The 23480-nt window shown below is 48.4% G+C and carries 14 protein-coding genes and 2 rRNA genes; 12 read left to right on the plus strand and 4 right to left on the minus strand.

The genetic code is table 11. The features are described from left to right. Window positions 1–27 precede the first annotated feature (27 nt). Window positions 28–975 carry a hypothetical protein gene (locus KDW_RS12315; protein WP_151756230.1) on the plus strand — a complete coding sequence of 316 codons (948 nt, stop codon included), beginning with the start codon at window positions 28–30 and terminating at the stop codon, window positions 973–975. 97 nt (window positions 976–1072) lie between these two features. Here the strand turns inward: KDW_RS12315 and moaC are convergent, their stop codons facing one another. Both moaC and KDW_RS12325 read right to left on the minus strand, forming a co-directional pair. Next, complete coding sequence (gene moaC, locus KDW_RS12320; RefSeq protein ID WP_151756231.1) at window positions 1073–1588, minus strand: cyclic pyranopterin monophosphate synthase MoaC; 516 nt, start codon at window positions 1586–1588, stop codon at window positions 1073–1075. 136 nt (window positions 1589–1724) lie between these two features. Then, window positions 1725–3074, minus strand: a complete 1350-nt coding sequence (locus KDW_RS12325; protein WP_151756232.1) for a helix-turn-helix domain-containing protein — start codon at window positions 3072–3074, stop codon at window positions 1725–1727. Window positions 3075–3961: 887 nt separating this feature from the next. Between KDW_RS12325 and aroC the strand changes: the two genes are divergently transcribed. Together aroC and KDW_RS12335 are read left to right on the plus strand one after the other, a co-directional pair. Next, on the plus strand, window positions 3962–5125 hold the full coding sequence (aroC, locus tag KDW_RS12330; RefSeq protein ID WP_151756233.1) for a chorismate synthase: 1164 nt from the start codon (window positions 3962–3964) through the stop codon (window positions 5123–5125). 189 nt (window positions 5126–5314) lie between these two features. Then, window positions 5315–6973 (plus strand): penicillin-binding transpeptidase domain-containing protein, encoded by a 1659-nt coding sequence (locus KDW_RS12335; RefSeq protein WP_162005169.1) that lies wholly within the window; start codon window positions 5315–5317, stop codon window positions 6971–6973. A gap of 19 nt (window positions 6974–6992) precedes the next feature. Here KDW_RS12335 and KDW_RS12340 read toward each other — a convergent pair whose 3' ends face one another. Continuing rightward, window positions 6993–7445, minus strand: coding sequence for a Fur family transcriptional regulator (locus tag KDW_RS12340; protein ID WP_151756235.1), 453 nt, complete (start codon window positions 7443–7445; stop codon window positions 6993–6995). Window positions 7446–7669: 224 nt separating this feature from the next. On the opposite strand from KDW_RS12340, the gene KDW_RS12345 reads away from it, so the two are divergent. The 9 genes from KDW_RS12345 (at window position 7670) to KDW_RS12380 (ending at window position 19144) form a co-directional block, all read left to right on the plus strand. Beyond that, window positions 7670–7939, plus strand: a complete 270-nt coding sequence (locus KDW_RS12345) for a hypothetical protein (RefSeq protein ID WP_151756236.1) — start codon at window positions 7670–7672, stop codon at window positions 7937–7939. Then, window positions 7936–8799, plus strand: coding sequence for a formate dehydrogenase accessory sulfurtransferase FdhD (gene fdhD, locus KDW_RS12350; protein ID WP_198925252.1), 864 nt, complete (start codon window positions 7936–7938; stop codon window positions 8797–8799). The genes KDW_RS12345 and fdhD overlap by 4 nt, the downstream gene beginning before the upstream one ends. A 50-nt stretch (window positions 8800–8849) precedes the next feature. Beyond that, window positions 8850–10277: a tRNA uridine-5-carboxymethylaminomethyl(34) synthesis GTPase MnmE gene (gene mnmE / locus KDW_RS12355; RefSeq protein WP_151756237.1), complete on the plus strand. Its 1428-nt coding sequence runs from the start codon at window positions 8850–8852 to the stop codon at window positions 10275–10277. Between the two features lie 167 nt (window positions 10278–10444). Beyond that, the gene (locus KDW_RS12360) at window positions 10445–11566 is read left to right on the plus strand and encodes a hypothetical protein (protein ID WP_151756238.1); all 1122 of its coding nucleotides are present in this window, start codon (window positions 10445–10447) and stop codon (window positions 11564–11566) included. Further along, on the plus strand, window positions 11548–11679 hold the full coding sequence (locus tag KDW_RS34915; RefSeq protein WP_269822442.1) for a hypothetical protein: 132 nt from the start codon (window positions 11548–11550) through the stop codon (window positions 11677–11679). The genes KDW_RS12360 and KDW_RS34915 overlap by 19 nt, the downstream gene beginning before the upstream one ends. A gap of 669 nt (window positions 11680–12348) precedes the next feature. Then, window positions 12349–13825: ribosomal RNA gene (locus KDW_RS12365) — 16S ribosomal RNA — on the plus strand. Between the two features lie 305 nt (window positions 13826–14130). After that, window positions 14131–17091 (plus strand): 23S ribosomal RNA (locus KDW_RS12370). The 16S and 23S rRNA genes sit together here, the layout of an rRNA operon. 171 nt (window positions 17092–17262) lie before the next feature. Then, window positions 17263–18138 carry an amidohydrolase family protein gene (locus KDW_RS12375; RefSeq protein ID WP_151756239.1) on the plus strand — a complete coding sequence of 292 codons (876 nt, stop codon included), beginning with the start codon at window positions 17263–17265 and terminating at the stop codon, window positions 18136–18138. A gap of 43 nt (window positions 18139–18181) precedes the next feature. Continuing rightward, complete coding sequence (locus KDW_RS12380; protein ID WP_151756240.1) at window positions 18182–19144, plus strand: MBL fold metallo-hydrolase; 963 nt, start codon at window positions 18182–18184, stop codon at window positions 19142–19144. Between the two features lie 13 nt (window positions 19145–19157). Here the strand turns inward: KDW_RS12380 and KDW_RS12385 are convergent, their stop codons facing one another. After that, window positions 19158–23216 carry an adenylate/guanylate cyclase domain-containing protein gene (locus KDW_RS12385; RefSeq protein WP_151756241.1) on the minus strand — a complete coding sequence of 1353 codons (4059 nt, stop codon included), beginning with the start codon at window positions 23214–23216 and terminating at the stop codon, window positions 19158–19160. Window positions 23217–23480 lie beyond the last annotated feature (264 nt).

Genomic DNA, 23480 nt, shown 5'->3' on the forward strand with positions numbered 1-23480 from the left:
TATCGGACTCTGAAGGAGAAAGAATTTATGACTGACGAGAAAAATTTCGGACAAGCCTCTGAGCTCCGAGGAAATTACAGTAAACTAGGACAATGGCTGCAGCAAGTTCTGCAGACACCTGGATCGCAGCTAACCGAAACCACAATGTTGGCAGAAGATAGCGATAGTCAGCTTGAACTGCAACTGAGTGGTGACTACCATATCTCTTTTTACCAGCAACTTCCTGACTTTATTATGGCTCTCCTTAATCATGATACCGATGCGGCAGTGCATTATGCTCCTTTACTCTTCCATCTGGCCGGTTGCCGAGAATGCCATTATGCTTATCTAGATCTTTATGATGCCATGCGAGCCGCCATTCAACCGCTGGGATCGCGTCCTTTATTAGGGCAAGGTACTCGCACCCTTGGGGCTACTCCCCATCGTATGCTTAGCCATCTGTGTCAGTCGCTGATCAGTCAAGGGGAAGCCATTTTGCGGCAGGCGCGTCATGACCATATTGCTAACGATGAAGCTGCTCGCTCACTGTTACAACTTGCCCTGCGCATTAGTGCGCACATCACCCAGAGTAGCTTGCGCCGTCAGGCTTTAAAAGACCTGGTACGAGTTGCCACATTGTTTGGGGAAGCTACCGTGCCTCAAGGACTAACTTCGGATAGTCGTGCCTATACACCAATTATGGCAAGTGCAAGCGGAGTACGTAGAGGCAAGACCTTAAGTCGCACAGATAGTAGTTTACGAAATGGCGCAATTGATACTAACATGATCCACTTACAGTCGTATGGACTTGAAGGCAGCGTGGTCCAGCAAGGCGATACTTTAATATTGCATCTGCAGGACCTGGACGTATCCTTACGGGGTAAGTATGTCAACATCTCAGTTTTCCTGGGATCCCTGCTTGAGCCCGTGCGCTGGCGAGGGGTAATCCACATGCCATTCAGAGTGAAGGACCTGTCGACGAGAACGGCACCTTGATCACCCCCATTGGACAAACAGAGCTGCGCTTAAATCAGTTAGAAGAGCGAAATCTGCTTGAAGCTATGTTCATGCTACTTGAAGTGCGCAAAATGGACTAATCTGGTTGAAATTTTACCGTTCCATTTTTGCCCCCACTTTTTTCAGCAATATATGCTTGTTCAAGGGTGATAGTTGTATCTACACCCTTACACATATCATAGATTGTGAGAGCCGCAATCGTCACAGCAGTTAACGCTTCCACATCGACCCCAGTCTTATAATGAGTTCGTGTACGTCCCTCAATAAAGATCAAGCCAGCCTTGCTATCAATAGTAAATTGTAAATCGATATGCGTCATTGGTAGAGGATGGCAGAGTGGGATAATCTGAGGTGTTTGTTTAGCTGCCATAATACCCGCAATTTTAGCCACCTCCAACACACTTCCCTTGGCAATCTGATTACGTTCAATAAGCGTTAATGTGGTGGGTTGCATACGAACGCGTCCATGGGCAATCGCCTCGCGGACTGTTTCCGGACGGCCGGTGACATCCACCATATGTATATTTCCGTGGTCATCCAGGTGAGTTAAATGGGCAGAATTTTCAGAGTGATCATCAGATCGTAGCGACATAAACTGTGCCCCCTTTCCGAGCACAGTATAGCATGGTCTTCAATCTGCAAGACCCGACATTGATAACCAGGTAGGCATCAGAAGGAAACGACACCACACTCCGCTATCTACCTGGTTGCGTGACTAACAATACTGTTTATTTCCCCAACTTTAAGCGACTTTGATAAGCACGTCTGATATGTGTAAAGGCCTCCCGCTCCTGACCAACCTCCTCCAATAATTGAGCATAGCGTACAGACTCATTGGCAAGTTCTTCGTGGCTTTCAAGACGTTCCAGCATATCCAGACCGGACACAAAATGTCTGCCACCTTCTTCATTATTCTTGCTTGCATACTCTATTCGACCGAGAATAATCAATGTATCAGCCATAATGATGGTATCACCAAAGGGTTGTGCCCGTTCCTGGGCCTCCAAAGCATGCTTTCTGGCTTCCGTGAAATCCTGTTGTGTAAAATGCCATTCGGCCCGGCGAGCCAATAGACTGGCTTGAGTCAACTTATCCTGTTGAACCCCTGGAGCCTCCCAGGCTTGATCCAGATAAGCCCGGGCCTGAGTGCTATCCGTTTGCAGAACGGCATGACCCAGATAATGATAGAGTTCGCTACGCAAGCGCTTCATCATATCAAGATTATGGAGCTGAATACTCTTATAAGCATATAACGTTGCTAATTCATGATCTTTCATCGTAGCATAATACTGACAAAGATTTGTGTAAGCAGCCTGAATACTCTGTGTCGACGTAAATTCTTCCGTGATCGCGAGAGCTTTATGGAACGCACCAAGTGCATCCTCAAAATTTTCCAGCCTGGTATAGTGTTGTCCCATCTGGATATAAATTTGTGCAGCAAAGAAAGGATCTTGAAGCCCGACCTCCTCTAACTGATTTAAGCAGCGCTGATGGGCCAACAACGCCTGAGCATAATTGCGCATGGCTGCGTACGTTAAAGCTAACTGATGAAGAATGCGCAAATGTAGATATTGAGCATTCAGCTCTTGAGCTATCTGGACAGCTTCAGCAAGTACATACTCACTTTCTTGATATTTTGCTGCCTTGTAATAAGCCCAACCCACTAGAAAGCGTTGCTGCAATTGATGAGAGCGTTTCAGGCGTCGAGTCGAGATATGTTCGAGTAGTGAGATTGCTGGTTGAGTGTTTTCTTGTATAATTAGAATGTGAGCATCGAGTAAGCTTAACTCTACTTCATCTTCCTCGCGCTCGCTTAAAGCTGCAGCCGCACTGGTCCGATCCTCTTGCTGAGATTTATTGGGAAGAAGCTGAGTAGAGCTCATTCCAAGGCGCGCGGCAAGAATTTCTAATGCGCGGAGTGAAGGATGAATCTGTCCACGTTCTATTGCTGAGATGTAACTGACTGAGAAATCAGGAGCGGCAAGCTGGCTTTGAGTGTAATGCTGAGTGATACGTGCCGCCCGTAATTTTTCCCCTACCGATTTGCCAATCTTACTTGATGGTTGCTCAGGGGACATGTTGACCTCCTAAATGCAAGTTTTTTTTGTTAGAGAGTCAATAAATACACAAAATCCTGGTCAAATGTATTGTAAAATACAGTTATGTATAATGTCAATATGTTAGTGCAATCTGCATTCAAAAGATACTGTTAAATGCTAGCTTGTGTTACAAATAAATTTCTTGATTTACGCCCCTAATGACGATGTAATCAGTGTATGCATCAATATCGAAGATAATGAATTCCTCAAAAAGGTCGTACCATATATTCAAGCTATCGTGCGAGCAGGTTTACTTTGAGCTACAGTTTTACTGCTTGCTTTCTATTTGAATTACGCTCACCAGGAGTGAGAAGGATGCTCATGCAACAGACATGCTTGGAAAAGAGAATGAGAAATAGTGTAGAGAGTTTCAACTAAAACCAGCTGTCTTTTTACACAAGTTATCGGTATTTTGAGCTTAATTTTTCTACTGTTTGTCATTAATATACCAGTAAATCGACAACAGAAACACTCATTCAGCACACGTTATATATAGAGCAGAGGGTTAACGTAGGCAATTTCATAGAAGCAATTTTAGTGTAGAAGCATAGCAAATGTAACGTTATTTGACTGCAATGTCAGGCTTTTTCACAATCCTGTCAACGGCATGTTATTAAAAAATTTCTGATATGTTATTGATTTGGGAATATATGTTACTGGTTGTACAATTGCGCAATTAGCTGCTCATGGTATAGTCTGCTATCTGGTATAAAATAAACGGATAGAGGGTAAAGTTTCCAGCAAAATTAAATGGACAGATAAAGTACTATCTAACATAGATAGGAGTCCTATTGCAGAGAATTTTCAGAAAGCTGAAAGGAGCTCTGCATAAAAGTATAAAATCTGATATTTGAGGAGTACACGCTATGTTTCGTTTTCTGACGGCAGGAGAATCCCATGGTCCCTGCTTAACTATGATTGTTGAAGGTTTACCGGCTGGCTTAGAGGTTGAGAAAGAGATTGTGGATGCTGACTTGCGTAGACGGCAAGGCGGCTATGGGCGTGGTGGGCGCATGAAGATTGAAAAGGACGCGATTCGCTTCCTGTCTGGCGTGAGGCATGGTAAAACCTTAGGTTCTCCCATTACATTGCAGGTAGAAAACCTGGATTGGGTGAACTGGGAAGAACGTATGAATGCAGCACCTGTAGAGGCAGAGATGGAGCCCGTGACACGTGTACGTCCAGGACATGCAGACTTTACAGGATCAGTAAAATATGGTCACGATGATGTGCGCAACGTTATTGAGCGCTCCAGTTCACGTGAAACGGCGTCGCGTGTAGCGGTGGGCGGCTTGTGTCGCCAACTCCTTTCTCAATTTGGTATTTCAGTACACAGTCATGTCCTCTCTGTGGCTGGTGTAGGCTACGAAACGCCACGCGGTATGACAAAAGAAGCTTATTCAGAAGAGATGTGGCGTGCTGTTGAAGAATCGCCGATGCGCACCGCTGATGCTGCCCTGACTGAAAAAATGATTGCCCGCATTCTTGAAGCAAAGCGAGATGGTGATACCTGTGGTGGAGTATTTGAAGTAGTGGCGTTTGGGGTACCCATCGGACTTGGCACATTCAGCCAGTGGGACCGTCGGCTGAGTACCCGTGTGGGTATGGCGATGATGAGTATTCCATCTGTCAAAGCTATGGAGATTGGTGCTGGCTTTGAAACAACGCGCACGACCGGTTCGCATGTACATGATGTGCTACGCCGAGAAGAAGATGGCAGCTGGTCACACCCTACAAATAATGCAGGTGGGATCGAAGGTGGTATTTCAAACGGAGAACCGATCGTAGTGCGCGTGGGTGTCAAACCTATTCCTACACTGGCGCATCCGTTGCCTTCGGTGGATCTGGCGACTGGTGAAAATATTGATCAGAGTCGCTATGAGCGTAGTGATGTGTGTGTTGTACCAGCGGCAGGTGTGGTTGGTGAGGCTATGCTGGCTATTGTATTGACTGAAGCCCTGCTAGAAAAATTTGGTGGCGATAGTATTGAGGAGACTTTACGCAACTATCGTTCTTACTTGCAACAATAATTATGTGTTTCTGGCAAGCTAAAGAAGAGGAAGAAAGCTGATTTTTTTCTCTTCTTTTTTTCCGTTTTCATGATGTGCGATGGAATAATATAATGGAAGTGGTGTGCAGTTTATGACGCCACGTGCCTGCGGCGCTCACTTTTATGTCAGGGGGCTGACCAGGCTCAATAAAGGTTGGGGAATGAGGATGTGAGTAGTGGAAGGGAGGGTAGGCATATTAACGCGAATATTCGTAGATTAGTGCACTTTTTTTTATTATTGTTTATGGTTTTAAGTGGGGGGCTGGTCTACTGGCAAGTCATAATTGCTCCAGCAGTGACTGCCAATGTTCATAACCGACGCCACTGTATGCTACAAAACGCCCCGTTACGTGGCAGAATCCTGGATCGCAATGGTGTTGTACTGGCGGAGTCGGTTCCTGACAAAAGCGCACTGTGCGGTTATGTACGCCGCTATAGCGAGCCATCGTTAGCTGGACTGATTGGTTACTATGTACCTGAATATGGTTTGATCGATGGGATTGAGAAGCAGTACAGTAGTATCTTAAATGGTGAAGATAATCATCTTCCTCTGGAGGAATTGATCAATCAAACTTTGCATCGCCATTTTATTGGCAACGATATCTATCTGACAATAGATGTCCGTATCCAGAGAAGCATTAATCGCCTTTTTACGGATTACCATCCAAAGACCGATGCCCTTTATCAGCGTCCACCTTTCAAGAATATGGTATATGCCTCCAACCGTGGGGCAGCCATTGTTTCCAATCCTCGTACTGGTGAGATCCTGGCGATCGTCAGTGCGCCAGGCTATGATCCTAATAGAATGGTACAAACACTCTCGCATAGTGATCTGTCCTATTTCGATAAAATCAATCAAAATCCGGATCAGCCATTACTGATGCGACCCCTTAAAGCTCGCTATGCTCCCGGCTCAATCTTCAAAACTGTTACCCTGATGGCCGCTTTAGACACTGGTGCAACTACACTGGACCACCCATGGTCGCAACGTGAAGCTATTGGTCCAATTGTTTATGACGGCAGGCGCATTATGGGAGATAATCTCGGCTACGGCTTATACACCTTCCATTTTCCTATTACTACGGCATATGCCTATGCTAACTCGGATAATATCGTTTTTGCACAATTAGGAGTTAGTACTGGGAGGGAAACCTGGCTGGATTATACACGGCGACTCTCCATTGATCAGGCACTGAACTTTGATGTGCCAACCGTACGTAGCAGTGTACAAAATGCCGATAAAAGCCCTTTAACCGTCCTGCAACTGGCCAGTAATGCTTTTGGGCAGGGAGTTGATAATGTGACGCCTCTGCAGATGGTACTGGTAGATAATACTGTGGCTAATAATGGTATTTTGATGCGGCCAATGGTGCTGGCAAAAATCGTGGATAAAGATGAGAATCCGTTACAAATCTTTAGTCCTCAGATTTTGAATACTGTGGTGAGTAAAGAGACTGCCTACCAGGTGCGGCAGGCGATGAATGGCGTTACCACCTGCGGGAGTGGCTGGCGTTTGAATACTGTTTTTAGTTCTCCCGACGCGATTATTGGCAAAACCGGAACGGCTGAGATTGGTGGAGGAAAAGAAGCGCATAGCTGGATGATAACGCAGGCCCCATTCTGGTCAACTGATCCAGATCAGGTTCCCGCCTTGAGCATTGTTGCAATGCGTGAGAATGCTGGAGAAGGAGTCTATGCTGTGGGACCAGCCATCTGGAAAATGTATCGAGAAATTTTTCGCCAGGGTTATATCAAGGTAACTTTACCACCCGGAAATAATCCTTATATGTATTGTCCCGCGCAGGGATTGTGGCAAACACACAGTTAGCCGCAGAAATCAGCAGCGTTTACGACTTTTGTTCCTCTTGTTGGATACTATCCCAACAAGTATTACAGTAACCTGCGGCTACCAGGCCAAGAGAGAGACCATGAAACTGATATTGTTTTTGTAGTTGCTCATTTAAGTTTCCCAGTAGCGACTGATCCAGATGGAAGGTAACGCGGCAGCGACGGCAGATCAGGTGATGATGTGCGTGTCCATCAACTGTTTCGTACATAGGCTGTTCACCTGGTAGATGGCTTTCATGGATCAGATCGACACTTTTGAGCAAATCTAAGGTGCGATATACCGTTGAAAGGCTGACATATGGATTCTGTTGTTGAACCCTTTCCATGATTTGATCAATGCTTAAATGAGCATCAGCTTCCTGAATGACGCGTAAAATCATATGGCGCTGTGGTGTTAAACGATAACCCCGCTGGCGCAATATGGCATCGCTGGATTGAATGAATGATTGCATACTGATCCCTACCCATGCTATGTGCTAAACAATAGTACACGTATCCTAACATGCACCGTAGTGACCGTCAACGTACTTTCTGTATCCTCTTAAATAGATGCCTGGACTTCCTGGCTAAGCGGGCAAGGATGAAAAAATAGCATTGCGCACCTGCGAGAAAAGGTCTGTGTAGCGTTTATTTTCTATAAATAAATATACTATGCAAAGTTACAGAAGGTAAGAATATGGTACACTGGGAACACCGGTATTTACTGGGAACAATGGTTTTTTCTGTTGTTGGAAACGTTATCCGTGACTTTGATGAAGAGTATGAAGCATGGCGTTGGTTGGAGAGCGAAGGCTGGGGATTGGTTGCGATTGAGCCACCTGATCCAGTTCGGCCTGGTGCTTGTAAATATTACTTCAAGCGTCAAAGCCCCTTCCCATCCCGGCCGGTTCCGATCCCGGAAGCGTATCCAATTGTTGAAGAAAGACGAAGAAGTAGGCGCGTATGACACTTGCAGGTTCCTGGCGTTCCGCATTAGATCCACAACGTGTAATGGAAATGGATGTGGTGCGCTGGCAAGATGAAGATGCGGCATCCTGTGCAGAGCATTTGACCGTTGAAGAACCGTTCGAGATTCGCCTTGGACATCAGAGTCTGGCTGTAATTATGCGTACACCTGGACATGACGCGGAACTGGCACTTGGATTTCTACTGTCGGAAGGCATTATCCAGGATGCGCAGGACGTCCTTTCCATTCAAAACGAACTGGATGAAGAGGGTTTGCCTCTGGCTAATGTGTTGAATGTAACATTACGTCATGCCCAACAGCAGGCCGCCATGCAAGCTCATCCAGCCACATTTGAACGGCATTTTGCTGTATCTGCAAGTTGTGGTTTATGTGGTAAGAATAGCATTGCTGATCTCATGCTCACAGTTCCTGCTTTAGAGCCCGACCAATTGCATATATCTGCTGAAACGTGCTATGGACTGGCAGAGCAATTGAATGCTCAGCAAGCAGTTTTTCGTCATACTGGTGGTTTGCATGCAGCAGGACTCTTCACTGATCAGGGAAAGCTTCTGGCCTTGCGTGAAGATATTGGCCGTCATAATGCTGTTGATAAGTTAATCGGCTACGGTTTGCAACAGGAAATATTTCCCTACACCACGAATATCCTGATGGTAAGTGGTCGGACCTCCTTTGAGATCATTCAAAAAGCTTTATTAGCGCGTATTCCTTGCGTGGCGGCGATCTCCGCACCATCAAGTATGGCGGTTGAACTGGCAGAACAAGGTGGGATCACCTTAATAGGATTTTTGCGTAACCGTTCGATGAATGTCTATACTCATCCCGAACGTATTGTCCAATAGCCACAGTGGACCCTTGTGAATAGCCCTGGATATAAGCTATAATTCGGCCTATGCATAACGATACAATTGCTGCTATTGCTACTCCCCCTGGTGTAGGCGGAGTCGGCATCATACGAGTGAGTGGAAGTGAAGCATTTGAGACAGTATTACCTCTCTTAAAGCGTCCTGGCGGCGCCACTGGTCTTCCTCCCTCACATAAGCTAACTTATGGACACATCATAGATCCCAAAAGTCAGGAGATCCTGGATGAGGTCCTGGTTGCCTTTATGCATGCTCCACACACCTATACCCGAGAGCATGTGGTTGAGATCCAGGGCCATGGTGGTCCACTCATCTTACGGCGTATCTTGCGTACTGTCCTGGCGCAGGGGGCACGGATGGCTAATCCCGGTGAGTTTACCATGCGAGCCTTTTTGAATGGACGTCTGGATCTAGCCCAGGCTGAAGCGGTCATGGATCTGATTGAATCTGAGACCGAGGCTGGTCAGCGTCTGGCCCTGCAACAATTACAGGGACGAATATCAGAGCAGGTGCAGCAGGCACGACATACGATTCTTGGTGTCATTGCCCGTATTGAGGCCAGCATCGATTTTCCTGAGGATGATATCCCGACTCCTCAGGCTCAGGAACTCAGTCCATTGATTGCGGATGCGCAGAAGCAAGTTTCCCTTCTTTTAGCAGGTTCCGACCAGGGGCGGCTCTATCGTCAGGGATTGCGTACTGCTATTATTGGTCGTCCGAATGTAGGAAAATCTAGTCTCTTAAATGCTTTTTTGCGTACTGAGCGAGCGATTGTCACGCCAATTGCTGGTACCACCCGCGACACCGTCGAAGAAATCGCCAATCTACGCGGTATTCCGCTCCACCTTATTGATACCGCCGGTATTACGCCCACGGATGATCCTGTTGAGCGTATTGGTGTGCAGAGAAGTCGAGCCGCAGCCGAAAGTGCCGATGTAGTATTACTAGTCTTTGATTCTTCCGAACCATTAACAGAGCAGGATCGCCAGGTATGTGCAGAAGTACAGGCTATGGGATTCAATGTACAGGCAGCTGATGAAGAGACAACGGCTCGCAAACGTCCGGTCCTGTTAATTTTAAATAAGTCAGACCTGGAGCAAAAGATTGAGGTAAGCGAGCTACAGAAGCTCTGGCCAGAAGGTATCTTTATCCACACCTCCACATTATCTGATGTGGGTCTACAACAGTTAGAGGATACGCTGGCGCAGCATGTGCTGGCGGGACGAAACCTTTATAGTGAGAGTGTGCTGATAACCAGTACACGCCATCAGGAAGCGTTACGCAGGGCCAATGAGCATCTCACGGCCTCGTTTGGCTCCTTAGAACAGAATGTACCCCTTGATTTTGTTTCTATCGATTTACGAGCAGCCTATGACTCATTAGGAGAAGTCACTGGTGAAACAGCCAGCGAAGATTTATTAGATAAAATCTTTAGCGAGTTCTGTATAGGAAAATAAGCCGGCTGTATCGTCTACCAGTGAAGGAAGTTTGTTTCTTCAGCAGAAGTTTGCAATGCGCGTGTATTTGTAATCTATTTGTTGCGCATTGGCGTAAAACTTCCATAAACCTATACTTATTTTTGAATAATCCCTTCTTTTATCAAAAAATAAAGGTAAATGACGACGTGAATAGACTGACGACTTTTTTAGCTAAACTGAAAAAACCTGGCAATGCGGCAATTGCTATTGTTGCAGTGATCTGTATTATCCTGGCTGTAGTTTCTTATCGCCTGGTTAGTGCATCACCCGATCAACCGAGAGCTGTAGCAACGCCAGTGATCAAAGCGACTCCGACACCTCAGCCCACCGCCACGCCAAAAGTAAAGGCCTCGCCTACGCCTGCACCACTCATTTTGCCCGTCCAGGATCGATCCAAAGTACTGGGTATTGCCGGCGAGCCTGGAACTAACTACGCAGGAATCCCCTGGATACGTTTGAGCCACCCAACCTGTGGTTGGGGGAATTTGCGAGGCGCGATATTAAAGAAAACGATTCAGGATTATCATCATAAAGGTATACGTGTCCTCTTTTCTATCTGCCAATCCACGAACTTGTATGACACTGCGAAATTTGACGATGCAGCCAGTGCCTACCCAGATGCGGTGCAGTGTGGTAATGAGCAGATGAAACAAGATGCAGCGGTCTCATTCTTATATGTGCCACCAGCCAATTTCGCTAAATTTTATGATCTCTGCGAGAGTGCAATCCATAAAGTCCGACCGCAAACCCCGGTAATTCTCGGTTCGCTGGACCCGCATGTCGCTGGAGCCGATTATCAGTTACTGGTCAATCAAGCCAGCTACTTAGATCAAATGCAAACAGCGATGAATACCAGCGTTCATCCAGGTGGGCACTGGAACTGGCATAACCAGATTATTGGCCTTATCGACAGCTGGCATAATGGCTGGGGCGGGGCAGATAATCTGAATGGTCTTTTCGATTTCTGGTCACAGCAATTTCAGCTTGATAAAGGGCAGCTGGGCAACCACCTGTGGGTGATTGAAGGCACTGGATGTTTTAAAGGTTGTGGTATTAATATCGATAGCCCATATGAACTGGCCGTCTCACATATTATGACCCTGATTAGCGATGTACAAACCGTAAGGCAATACAAGGTACCTCTTTCTTCTACTTTAGCGGAAAAGATTTTTATGATCAGGGACTCAACTGGCCAATTGGTATCCTGGACATTCAAGGTCACCCAAAGCCTATACGGCAGGATATGGGCATGGGCGGGCGTACATTAACACTTACCTGTGGTAATAAAGCTGTCAATGTCGCCGATCAGCTACAATTGTTATCCAGACTCTATAGTGGCTGCGCATTACCGGCTGATTATGTCAATACATTAAGCAGTTAGCTACAGACAAAAACGAAAATGGTCCGACACAGCACATTTGTTCCGTGTCGGACCATTTTTTATGGTTAAAAATCTGGTAGTGAGTTCAGTTGGATCGAGAAAAGAACGACCTCGGCTGAATGTAGAGGCGCAATAAATTTGGGAAACAAAAAAAACTCGCTAAAAAGCCTTGACAAAGCTATTTTGAAATGTTATAGTAATTGAGCTGTCGCAAAACAACATCTTGTAGTTACGCCACGCTAAAGTGGCTTCCTCAGGGATTCAAAATTCCCCGTAGTGAGAATGTTCAATTTATAAAGTTTTTATGACTTTGTGGTTGAATGCTTGAATCGTCTCTCATAAGAGAAAAAATGAGGCAAGAAAATCTCGTTGAGAAAGTACTTGACAAACAACTACAAGTATGCGATACTAACGAAGCTGAAGCGAGATCCACAGTGAGATCGCAAAGTACCTTGACAACTGAAGAGTGGAAAGCAGAACAGCAACTGGAACAACATAAATCGTTTCTAGTTTCCTGTCAATTCGATCCTAATGTATGCAAGTATATTAGTGATCAACAATAATCTGCGAACAATTACAGCCAATGTTGTAAAACTTTGGCCATGGTCGCAACTTCACATGCAATTGACATACCTCCGCGTGAGTGTATGTTTGTATAAACGCAACAATTGGATGGCGAGTTTGATCCTGGCTCAGGATAAACGCTGGCGGCGTGCCTAACACATGCAAGTCGAACGCTCTGCGCAAGCAGGGAGTGGCGGACGGGTGAGTAACACGTGGGCAATCTACCATCAGGTGAGGAATACCGGCGAGAAATCGCCGACAATACCGCATAGGCTCGCAAGAGCAAAGCTCGTAAGGGCGCCTGAGGATGAGCCTGCGCTCGATTAGTTAGTTGGTGAGGTAATGGCTTACCAAGACTGCGATCGATAGCTGGTCTGAGAGGACGATCAGCCACACTGGGATTGAGAACGGCCCAGACTCCTACGGGGGGCAGCAGTGAGGAATTTTCGTCAATGGGGGCAACCCTGAACGAGCAACGCCGCGTGCAGGATGAAGGTTTTCGGATCGTAAACTGCTTTTCTCTGGGACGAGAACGGACGGTACCAGAGGAATCAGCCCCGGCTAACTACGTGCCAGCAGCCGCGGTAATACGTAGGGGGCAAGCGTTGTCCGGATTTATTGGGCGTAAAGCGCACGCAGGCGGTCAGATTAGTCTGGAGTGACAGTCGTCAGCTCAACTGACGAAGTACTTCGGATACTGTCTGACTTGAGGGCTTCAGAGGGACACGGAATTCCGGGTGGAGTGGTGAAATGCGTAGATATCCGGAGGAACACCGATGGCGAAGGCAGTGTCCTGGGAAGCATCTGACGCTCAGGTGCGAAAGCTAGGGGAGCGAACAGGATTAGATACCCTGGTAGTCCTAGCCGTAAACGATGACCACTAGACGTTGGGGTATCGACCCCCTCAGTGTCGCAGTTAACACAAGAAGTGGTCCGCCTGGGGAGTACGGTCGCAAGATTAAAACTCAAAGGAATTGACGGGGACCCGCACAAGCAGCGGAGCGTGTGGTTTAATTCGATGCAACGCGAAGAACCTTACCAAGGCTTGACATGGATTTGCACCAACCGTAACTGGTTGTCCCTTCGGGGCGGATCCACAGGTGCTGCATGGCTGTCGTCAGCTCGTGTCGTGAGATGTTGGGTTAAGTCCCGCAACGAGCGCAACCCCTGTCGTTAGTTGAATTTCTCTAGCGAAACTGCCATTTTAAAATGGAGGAAGGCGGGGATGACGTCAAGTCAGCACGGCCCTTACGCTTTGGGCGACACACACGCTACAATGGTCAGGACAAAGAGTCGCGAACCCGCGAGGGGAGCCAATCTCGTCAAACCTGGCCTCAGTTCAGATTGGAGGCTGCAACCCGCCTCCATGAAGTTGGAGTTGCTAGTAACCGTAGGTCAGCACACTACGGTGAATACGTTCCCGGGTCTTGTACACACCGCCCGTCACACCACGAAAGTTGGCAACACTTGAAGCCGCTGGGCTAACTCGCAAGAGGGGCAAGCGTCGAGGGTGGGGTCAGTGATTGGGGTGAAGTCGTAACAAGGTAGCCGTACCGGAAGGTGCGGCTGGATCACCTCCTTTCTAGGGAGCTTTGACATCGGTCATGATCCATCATGGCCACCATGATGTCACACTTCCAGGTCGAACAGGACAAGAACGTATTTGTGCCAGCCGTTGGACTGGTTTCCACTCTCCAGATGTTGGGGTCAACAGACACATGCTCCGGTGTGTGGCCTGCCAGCATCGCACCTTGACAACTGAATACTGTTTATCTTCAATTTTGCTGAGCGATTTATGTCAGCCAGAGTTGAAGCAGAGGATCGCAATTTTTTGCGAAAAAAATCAAGAGATCAAGCATTCACAGACACACATGATGAAGAATCAGAGAACAAGCTACACAGAGTACGAGGTGGATGCCTTGGCGCTAAAGACCGAAGAAGGACGCGGAGACCGGCGAAACGTTCGGGGGGAGCTGCATGCAAGCGATGAACCCCGAGATTCCGAATGAGGCAACTCCTCCAGAGTGATGTCTGGAGACCGCCTGCTGAACACATAGGCAGTGACGGGGGGCAGCGGGTGAACTGAAACATCTCAGTAACTCGACGAAAAGAAATCAACCGAGATTCCCGTAGTAGTGGCGAGCGAACCGGGAGGAGCCCAAACCGATGATCTTTCGAGATGATCGGGGTTGTAGGACCGACAACAAACAATTTTTGCTTACTTGAAGGCGTTGGAAAGCGCAACCAGAGCGGGTGACAGTCCCGTAGAGGACGAGCGAGAAGCGTGGGTCGGTATCCTGAGTACCACGAGGCACGTGAAACCTTGTGGGAAGCTGGGGGACCACCCTCCAAGGCTACACATCTTTAGCGACCGATAGCGAACAAGTACCGTGAGGGAAAGGTGAAAAGCACCCCGAGAGGGGGATGAAAGAGACCCTGAAACCACGTACTCACCAGCAGTCAGAGGCCACTGTTCCATGAGGAACTAAGGGCTGATGGCGTGCCTTTTGTAGAATGATCCGGCGAGTGCATCGTCGTAGCCTGGTTAACCAGTGGTAAAGCTGGGGAGCCCCAGGGCAACCGAGTCTGAACAAGGCGAATGTTGCGGCGATGCGACCCGAAACCGTGTGAGCTATCCATGAGCAGAGTGAAGCGGATGTGACAGTCCGTCGAGGCTCGAACCCACCAGTGTTGCAAAACTGGGGGATGACTTGTGGATAGGGGAGAAATTCCAATCGAACACGGAGATAGCTGGTTCTCCCCGAAATGTATTGAGGTACAGCTGTATGAAACACTATCCTGGAGGTAGAGCACTGAATGAGCTAGGGGCCACGTGCTGGTTACCAAACTCAACCAAACTCCGAATGCCAGGACAGCATGCATGCAAGTGAGACGGCGGGGGCTAAGCTTCGTCGTCAAAAGGGAAACAGCCCAGACCATCGGCTAAGGTCTCAAAATTGATGCTTAGTGTAAAAGGGAGTCAGTACGCCCAAACAGCCAGGATGTTGGCTTAGAAGCAGCCATCATTTAAAGAGTGCGTAATAGCTCACTGGTCGAGTGTAGTGGCACCGACAACGTACCGAGGCTCAAGCATCATACCGAAGCCATGGAACTCTATCATTTGATAGGGTTGGTAGGGGAGCGTTCTCAAGCAGAGAAGCCAGACCGTGAGGACTGGTGGAGCGAAGAGAAGTGAGAATGCCGGAATGAGTAGCGTCATGTCTGTGATAACCAGACACACCGAATGCCTGAGGGTTCCTGGGCACCGTCAATCGTCCCAGGGTGAGTCGGGTCCTAAGCCGAGGACGTTATAGTCGTAGGCGATGGCAAGCAGGTTGGACATTCCTGCACCGGAGACATTTGTTATGAGCAATGGGGGGACGCGGTAAGGAAGGTGAGCCCATCGATTGGACAGGATGGGTCTGTACGGCGAAGTGCGAAACCGAGGAAAATCCCGGTTTCCTGTGCATGACACGTGCAGCGAGCGGACGTCAGTTCGCGGAAGTCATTGGCCCCTACGCCGCCGAGAAAAGCCTCTCGCCAGAATGCTTCTCCGCCCGTACCGCAAACCGACACTGGTAGGCAGGGGGAAATCTCCCCAGGTGATCGAGCGACCCTCTGTTAAGGAACTCGGCAAATTAACCCCGTACCTTCGGAAGAAGGGGTGCCCTAGTAGCGAGGCTCTTCGGAGTGGCGTGAGGGGGTTGCAAGAAATTGGCTCAACCGACTGTTTACCAAAAACACAGGTCTCTGCGAACGCGAAAGCGGAAGTATAGGGGCTGACTCCTGCCCAGTGCCGGAAGGTTACGAGGAGCGGTGATCGTAGCTGCGAATCTAAGCCCCGGTGAACGGCGGCCGTAACTATAACGGTCCTAAGGTAGCGAAATTCCTTGTCGGGTAAGTTCCGACCCGCACGAAAGGAGTAACGAGTTGAGCGCTGTCTCGACAGAGGACTCGGCGAAATTGAAGTACCCGTGAAGATACGGGTTACCCACGACAGGACAAAAAGACCCCGTGGAGCTTTACTACACCTTGACCTGGAAACGAGTTGAAGCGTGCGTAGCATAGGTGGGAGTCGGAGAACCTATCCCTGTGGGGGTAGGGGAGACAACAGTGAAATACCACTCTCGTTGCGGTTTGTTTCTCATACGTCACCGTGATCCGGGACGTAGACAAGATCAGGCGGGTAGTTTGACTGGGGCGGTCGCCTCCCAAAGAGTAACGGAGGCGCCCAAAGGTTCCCTCAGGGTGGATGGACATCACCCGTAAGAGTGCAAAGGCAGAAGGGAGCTTGACTGCAAGACGGACAGGTCGAGCAGGGACGAAAGTCGGGCTTAGTGATCCCACATTCCCGAGTGGAAGGAGTGTGGCTCAACGGATAAAAGCTACCCCGGGGATAACAGGCTTATCTTGCCCAAGAGTTCATATCGACGGCAAGGTTTGGCACCTCGATGTCGGCTCGTCGCATCCTGGGGCTGGAGTAGGTCCAAGGGTTGGGCTGTTCGCCCATGAAAGCGGCACGCGAGCTGGGTTCAGAACGTCGCGAGACAGTTCGGTCTCTATCCGTCGTGGGCGTAGGAAAATTGAGGGGCGTCATCTCCAGTACGAGAGGACCGAGATGGCTCGACCGCTGGTGTGCCAGTTGGCCTGCCCGGGCCAGAGCTGGATAGCTATGTCGAGAAAGGATAAGCGCTGAAGGCATCTAAGCGCGAAGCCGCACCCAAGACGAGTTTTCCCATCACTTCGTGTGATCAAGATCCCAGGAAGACGACCTGGTAGATAGACGACACGTGGACACCTGGTAACAGGCGTAGCGAAGTCGCCCTAATGATCGTACGGCTTGTTTCACATCAGTATCTTCATCGTGGACACTCGCGTGAGTGCACTCGGCTTCAGCTCATCGGCTGGCAGAGGCGCTCGGCAAAATTGAGGATAAACGGTATTGCAGTTGGATATAAGTGACAATTGGGGGTTTGCTATTCAGCAAATCCTTTTTTTGCGTTTTAAAGGAGCAGTGAAATGCTCATAGACTTTCATACACACATATTTCCTCCCGATGTTTGTAGGCATCGAGAGCGGTATTGTGAGCGCGATCCCTGGTTTAATGCGTTATATACTAATCCTCGTGCCAGTCTGGCCTCGGCTGAAGATCTGATCGCTGAAATGGATAGTTCTGGGGTGGACGCTGCTGTCACATTCTCCTTTGGTTGGACCGATCCGGTACTTATTGAAGAATCCAATAGTTATGTGCTTGATGCTATGCGTCGTTATCCTGGTCGCATTTATGGTATGGCTGTTTTACAGCCTACTGCTGGCCAGCGCGCTTTACGTGAGCTAGAGCGTTGCGCTCAGGCTGGTATGATTGGGCTTGGCGAACTCATGCCCCATGGGCAGGGCTACTCTCTGAGTGATATTCGTTTACTGACACCTGTGATGGATATCGTGCGTCACTATCAGTTGCTTGTTCTCTCTCATTGTAGCGAGCCCGTTGGTCATATCTATCCTGGCAAAGGTAACGTCTCTGTACAGGACATTGTGACTTTTTTGACAGCCTTTCCTGGAGTACGTTTTATCGCAGCCCACTGGGGTGGTGGCTTACCTTTTTATACATTAATGCCAGAAATCAAGCAAATAGCCTCTCATGTGTGGTATGATACTGCTGCAACACCATATTTATATCGGCCAGAGATCTTTCCAACGGTCGCACGCCTGGTCGGTGCTGAACGCATTCTTTTTGCCAGTGATTATGGACTTTTGCGGCAAAAGCGCGTGATCAGCCATATCCGACAATCCGGACTGGAGGCTGAAGAGCTAGCTATGGTTCTGGGAAATAATGCCCGGCAGTTGTTAAGTCTCTATGATCCTGTTCTACGTGATGCATCATCCCAATTGTAATCTGAGTTTATCGCTAGTCCTTTAAGGTTGAGGTATTTTCATTATGCGAGTAGTTTCTCTTGGTAGTGGCAGTAGTGGTAATGCGTTTCTCGTTGAGGCGGGTCCTCAAGGGCGCACAAAGCTGTTACTGGACGCAGGGCTGAGTACTCGCATGTTAACAACGCGTCTGGCTGCTGTAGGCGTCTCTCTGTCCCAGATTCAAGCTATCCTGGTGACACATGAACATAGCGATCACGTTCAGGGTATTCCCACCCTCCTCAAACTATACACTATGCCAGTTATCGCTGATATTAAAACCCTCACGGCGATTCAGGATGGTTTAAGAACCGGAGTATGGCGTACAGACTCCGGTAGAGTTGTCCGCGCAAAATTAGATCCAGATCCTGCTGAGCCAGTTGCTATTACAACGACTGAAGTACCAGATACTAGCAGGTTGGTTCGAGAGGCGGCCGGGCAAGTGATCGTTCCAAATACGCCAGCATCCATCAGGATACCGCATCAGGTATTGCCCGCGGGATCGCGTCTCAAGATTGGTGATATCGAGATAACCTCATTTGCTATTTCTCATGATGCTAGCGCCCCCTGTGGTTTTCTCCTGGAGGCTGGAGGTTGTCGTGTGTGTCTGGTCACGGATAGTGGCGAAGTTACCCCAACAATGTTAGAGCATATGCAGCATGCTGATCTCTTAATTCTAGAATCAAACCATGATCGTGAACGCCTCTGGCGTGGACCTTATCCCTGGCACCTGAAAAACCGTATCCTCAGTCCTACCGGGCATCTCTCCAACGATCAGGCTGGTGAAGCTATTGTACAAATCTGGCGTGAAAGTGGAATGCGCTGGCTCTGGCTGGCCCATTTAAGCCGCACCAACAACACGCCAACGCTGGCACTGGAAAGCATGCGCCTGTATCTACGTGCTGCACGGGTAAATATGGCTCATATTAAAATTGCTGCTCTTCCCCCCACATCAGGTCAAACCTGGGACTCAACCCAATTATGGCAATAATCTATTGGTTTCATTATCTTAGTGTGCTTGCTTTCTCCTGCAACGCCTGCTGTACACGCTCAATAGCTGGCCTGGCATCCAGAGACTCATAGAAGCCGAGGGCTTGTTCCAGATAGCAGCGTTTGAGACTGACGTCGCTATCGCGTTTTTCCTGGCTCGTCTGTGTCTCGGCTCGATATTGATAGAGCAAGCCTAAATTATATAATGTGTGGGCACGCTCCCAGGGAAGATCTAGTTTTTCGCAGTAATCATGAGAAAGACGCAAATCTTCCTCGGCTAAATCTAATTGGCCTTTAAACATATACATGCGACCGCGTGCACGTAGCGCTACCGCCAGACTCTTACGAGATCCAGATTCTATGCACAGCTGTATGGTGCGGTTGAGCAAATCTTCTTTGCCTTCAATGTTCCGGGTTGTCACAAGCAAATCTACCAACGTTGACATGATGGCTGGATCTGGAAATGGTTCGCTATGGATGAATTTATCCTGATAGTCTGCCAGAGCTCGTGTCCAATCTTCTTGTGCTAGATGGATGGCATGCATTTTTGTATCAATTGAAGTATTTTCATCCAGAGTAGCACGCTCATTTTGTTGAGTTAATAAGCGCTTGTATTGCTGTGTATATTTGTCACCCTCTTCCAGTTTTCCATGATGGTAAGCAATCGTTGCCAGCGTTTCCAGCGCCCATAATTGCCGCTTCTCATCCTGTTGATATTTTTCAATAAATTGCAGGATCTCTAGAGCTACCTGTCTGGCATTGTCCCAGCGATTCCAGCGTTGCCACACCCGCATACGTCCGACCATAGTCGTCAGTACCATGCCAGGACTCTCCATGGTCCGCGCATTGCTTCCAGCACGGCCATAGTAGTTTAACGCCGTAGCATACTCGGCAACCTGCTCATAAGAAATTCCCAGCGAGACATAAAGATCATAGAGTTCTTCTCGATCTGTAATCAGATGCTCAAGTTTAAGTCGCCGCTCCTGGAGCTCGATAGATTTGGTATAGCGGTGATATTCAAAGTTGATAAAGCCCATCGCATCCAGCGTAAGCGAGAGCGTCCGTGGGTTATTTAATTCTTCGGCCATGTGTAAGGCCTGATGCCCACTCTGCAAGGCTTGATCTGCCAGCTTATTTTTCTTGTCACTTGGAGCTTTACTTAGTTGACGAATATACCAGAAGGCCTGATAGGTCAGAAAGGCAATATATTGGCGGCTGGTGGGTGTCCCTTCCAGCAGTTTTAAGCCCGCGTTGATATATTTGCGCACCTCTTTAGGATCTGGTGGCACATCGAAGCGAGCCAGCCAGCGTGTTGCCAGCAGCGATAGGAGCTCATAGAGCTTTAGTAAATGACCATTGTCGGGTGGGACATCAGTATCAGTAGCCAATTGTAAGGCGCGGCGCAACTGATGCCAGGCTTCATCAAGATCACCACGCTGGGTATGGGCCTCTCCCACCTTGGCGAGCATCTTGCTGCGGTCCAGCGCATTGGCGTGACCATCGTTGAGGAGCTCAAAAGCATCTTTATAGGCCTGTAAGGCTCGTAGTCCATAGTAGCTATCCATGGCTTGATCGCCTGTCAACTCTAAGTACTTGACTGCTCGATCGCGTAAATCACGACGGGTCAGACGAACCGGAGGGGCAGTGGGCTGTTGCTGATTGTATATCTCGATATAATCGATTGCTGCATTGGGAGACCACGTTGCGAGTGCCCGTTGATAATGATAGGCGATCAATTCAACAAAATCAGCTTGTTGATTGCTGGTTTGCTCATGTAACCAGAGCGCGAGCCGCGCATGCTCACGCGAGCGTCTCTGTCGCGGCACGTTATTATAAACCACATCACGGATCAAGATATGTTTAAAGATAAATGCCCGGTCAGGTTTGGTGGGCGTGGCTGCCTTAATGCTTATTTCTGCGATAAAATCTCGCCGTATCAATGCGACCAGCGCCTCTACGACCTCTTCTGGCCGGAAGCCCTGAGCTAATTCCAGCAATGTTGACAACCAGAAGGTACGTCCAATAATTGAGCTATGCTGGAGTATTAACTTCTCGGTCGGATTGAGCAGATCGACACGAGCGGCCAGTACACCTTGAATCGTATCAGGCACATGTGGCAGCGGGATTAAATATGGATTACTGAGCATACCCTCTTCCAGTGCCTCACTGGCAACACTCTGCACGGGTTGACCTAAATCACTTAGCGTACTTTGTTTGGGAGACTCTACATGCCAGTAACTTTGTCCCCGGGCCTGATTTTCTCCCCGCACGAGAATACCTTGATCAATGAACATACGCACAATCTCTTCCACAAAGAAAGGATTGCCTTCAGAACGGGCCAGGATGGTGTAGCGCAACGCCTCCGGTAATTCACTGGTATTCAACAGTGCATCGACCAGATCACTGCTCTCCTCCCAATTAAGCGAGTCCAGTTCAATTGTAGTAAAGTTACGATGGCCACCACCCCAGTCGCGGCGGTGCTCTAGAAAATCAGGCCGGGCCGGACAGATAAAGAGCAGTGGTACGGATGTAATCCGGTCTGTCAGATATTCAAATAAGTCCAGGAGAGCTTCATCTGCCCATTGTAAATCATCGATCACGATAATCAGTGGCTGTAGTTCACCCAGGGCCTCTAATAAGACACGCCAGGCCCTTAGCAGCGCTCCCTGAGCACTACTCTGTTTGATTGTAGATGTGCGCATAGTTGTCTGCGCTTCAGGCTTAGGGCGTTCGTTATAGTCTGGCTCCTCAGAGGAACTTTCCTTCCCTAATAGTCCACGGCCAATACGGCGTAGCAATGTTTCAGCAATCTCTTCGGGTGATTTATTGCATCCTGCTCTGGCAAACGTTATCCGCAAGAATTCAATAAAGCGTTGCTGGACAATTTCACTGGTATCCCCATCCTGTACATGGAGAATGCTGCGCAGGATCTCAATTAAGGGCCAGTAGGTCAAACCCTCTCCATATGGAGGACAGCGACCTTTGAGGACCAATGGGGGCTGTAATTTGCCCATTGCGGATGCACTCTTGACGAGTTCTTGTTCACGTTTAATGAATTCACGCACCAGACGGGACTTGCCAATACCGGGTGTACCTAAAATTGTGATCAGGTGCGGCCTGCGCTCTGTCTGTACCCGGGCATAGCTGGCATGCATCAATGTCAATTCTAGATCGCGACCTACCAGCGGGGTATTATTACCTGTTAGCCCTCTTGGATGCTGTGTGATGATTGGCGTGGCTTGTCGCAGTCCCTGCACTACATAGCCCGAGATAGGTTCAGCTTTGCCTTTAAGATGCAGAGGTGCAATCGCTTTAAAGTCAAACACTTCTCGGCTTGAGTGGTAAGTGCGTTCGCCTACCAGGATGGTATCAGGCATGGCCATCTGCTGTAGTCGTGCCGCTATATTGACGGCATCCCCCGTGATCAGGAAATCCTGGTGCTGGGTGGCCGTTGATCCTGTGGCAGCTACCTCACCAGTATTGATACCAATGCGCATTTGTAAGCGCGTCGCCTCTGGATCGCGTCCCAGCCGTTGCTCATTGAAAATTGTCAGTGCTGCATGCATATCCAGAGCGGCTCGAATGGCACGATCAGGATCATCTTCATGCGTGACTGGTGTGCCAAAGACAGCCATGACGGCATCCCCGATATACTTTTCTACTGTACCATCGTGCTTGCGAATCTGAGCTGTCATCAGGTTGAAGTAGCCAGTTAAAATGGCGCGCATATCTTCTGGATCCAGGCGGTCTGCCAGTGGCGTTGAGCCGGTAATATCGGCAAACATTACTGTCACTATACGTCGTTCTTCAGATGAAACAAGCAATGAGGAGCTAGCCTGTGCCGGAATCGCTTCCAGCATAGGTTGTGTCTCGCCTGCATTCACCACTGGTCCAGATGAAATTAGGATGCTCGGATTATGATTGCTTGCGAGGGCCGTTCCGCATTCCATACAAAATTTGGCACCAGTTGGATTGACGGTGCCGCAGTTGGGACAACCGAGTAGACGAGTTCCACATTCCATACAAAATTTGGCATGAGAAGGATTAACTGTTTGGCAATTAGGGCAGCGCATACAAATCCAGTTTTTTCTGTTATTTCTTTGCTATGAATTGTTCTACTATATCGTTCTCTATTGTACAACACCTCAGTTAGGAATGAAAACTTTTGATTGAAGTCAATTGGAAGGTTTTGTTGAGGATTGGTGTTGTGAATTATGTATGTTAGTAAGGAGCTTATAATAAAACATATTATAAGCTGATAAATTGTCTGGTAATGATGCAACCTATAGAATTGAATGGCATCAAGTTTTATATAGGTGAAAGCTTGCGCACTTTCT

This window comes from Dictyobacter vulcani, from assembly GCF_008974265.1.
Lineage (GTDB): Bacteria > Chloroflexota > Ktedonobacteria > Ktedonobacterales > Ktedonobacteraceae > Dictyobacter > Dictyobacter vulcani.

Coding starts and splice junctions, on each gene's coding strand:
- KDW_RS12340 (WP_151756235.1), bottom strand. CDS start 7,445: ATGCAATCATTCATTCAATCCAGCGATGCCATATTGCGCCAGCGGGGT.
- moaC (WP_151756231.1), bottom strand. CDS start 1,588: ATGTCGCTACGATCTGATGATCACTCTGAAAATTCTGCCCATTTAACT.
- KDW_RS12345 (WP_151756236.1), top strand. CDS start 7,670: ATGGTACACTGGGAACACCGGTATTTACTGGGAACAATGGTTTTTTCT.
- aroC (WP_151756233.1), top strand. CDS start 3,962: ATGTTTCGTTTTCTGACGGCAGGAGAATCCCATGGTCCCTGCTTAACT.
- mnmE (WP_151756237.1), top strand. CDS start 8,850: ATGCATAACGATACAATTGCTGCTATTGCTACTCCCCCTGGTGTAGGC.
- KDW_RS12385 (WP_151756241.1), bottom strand. CDS start 23,216: ATGCGCTGCCCTAATTGCCAAACAGTTAATCCTTCTCATGCCAAATTT.
- KDW_RS12325 (WP_151756232.1), bottom strand. CDS start 3,074: ATGTCCCCTGAGCAACCATCAAGTAAGATTGGCAAATCGGTAGGGGAA.
- KDW_RS12375 (WP_151756239.1), top strand. CDS start 17,263: ATGCTCATAGACTTTCATACACACATATTTCCTCCCGATGTTTGTAGG.
- KDW_RS34915 (WP_269822442.1), top strand. CDS start 11,548: ATGGGCGGGCGTACATTAACACTTACCTGTGGTAATAAAGCTGTCAAT.
- KDW_RS12315 (WP_151756230.1), top strand. CDS start 28: ATGACTGACGAGAAAAATTTCGGACAAGCCTCTGAGCTCCGAGGAAAT.
- KDW_RS12380 (WP_151756240.1), top strand. CDS start 18,182: ATGCGAGTAGTTTCTCTTGGTAGTGGCAGTAGTGGTAATGCGTTTCTC.
- fdhD (WP_198925252.1), top strand. CDS start 7,936: ATGACACTTGCAGGTTCCTGGCGTTCCGCATTAGATCCACAACGTGTA.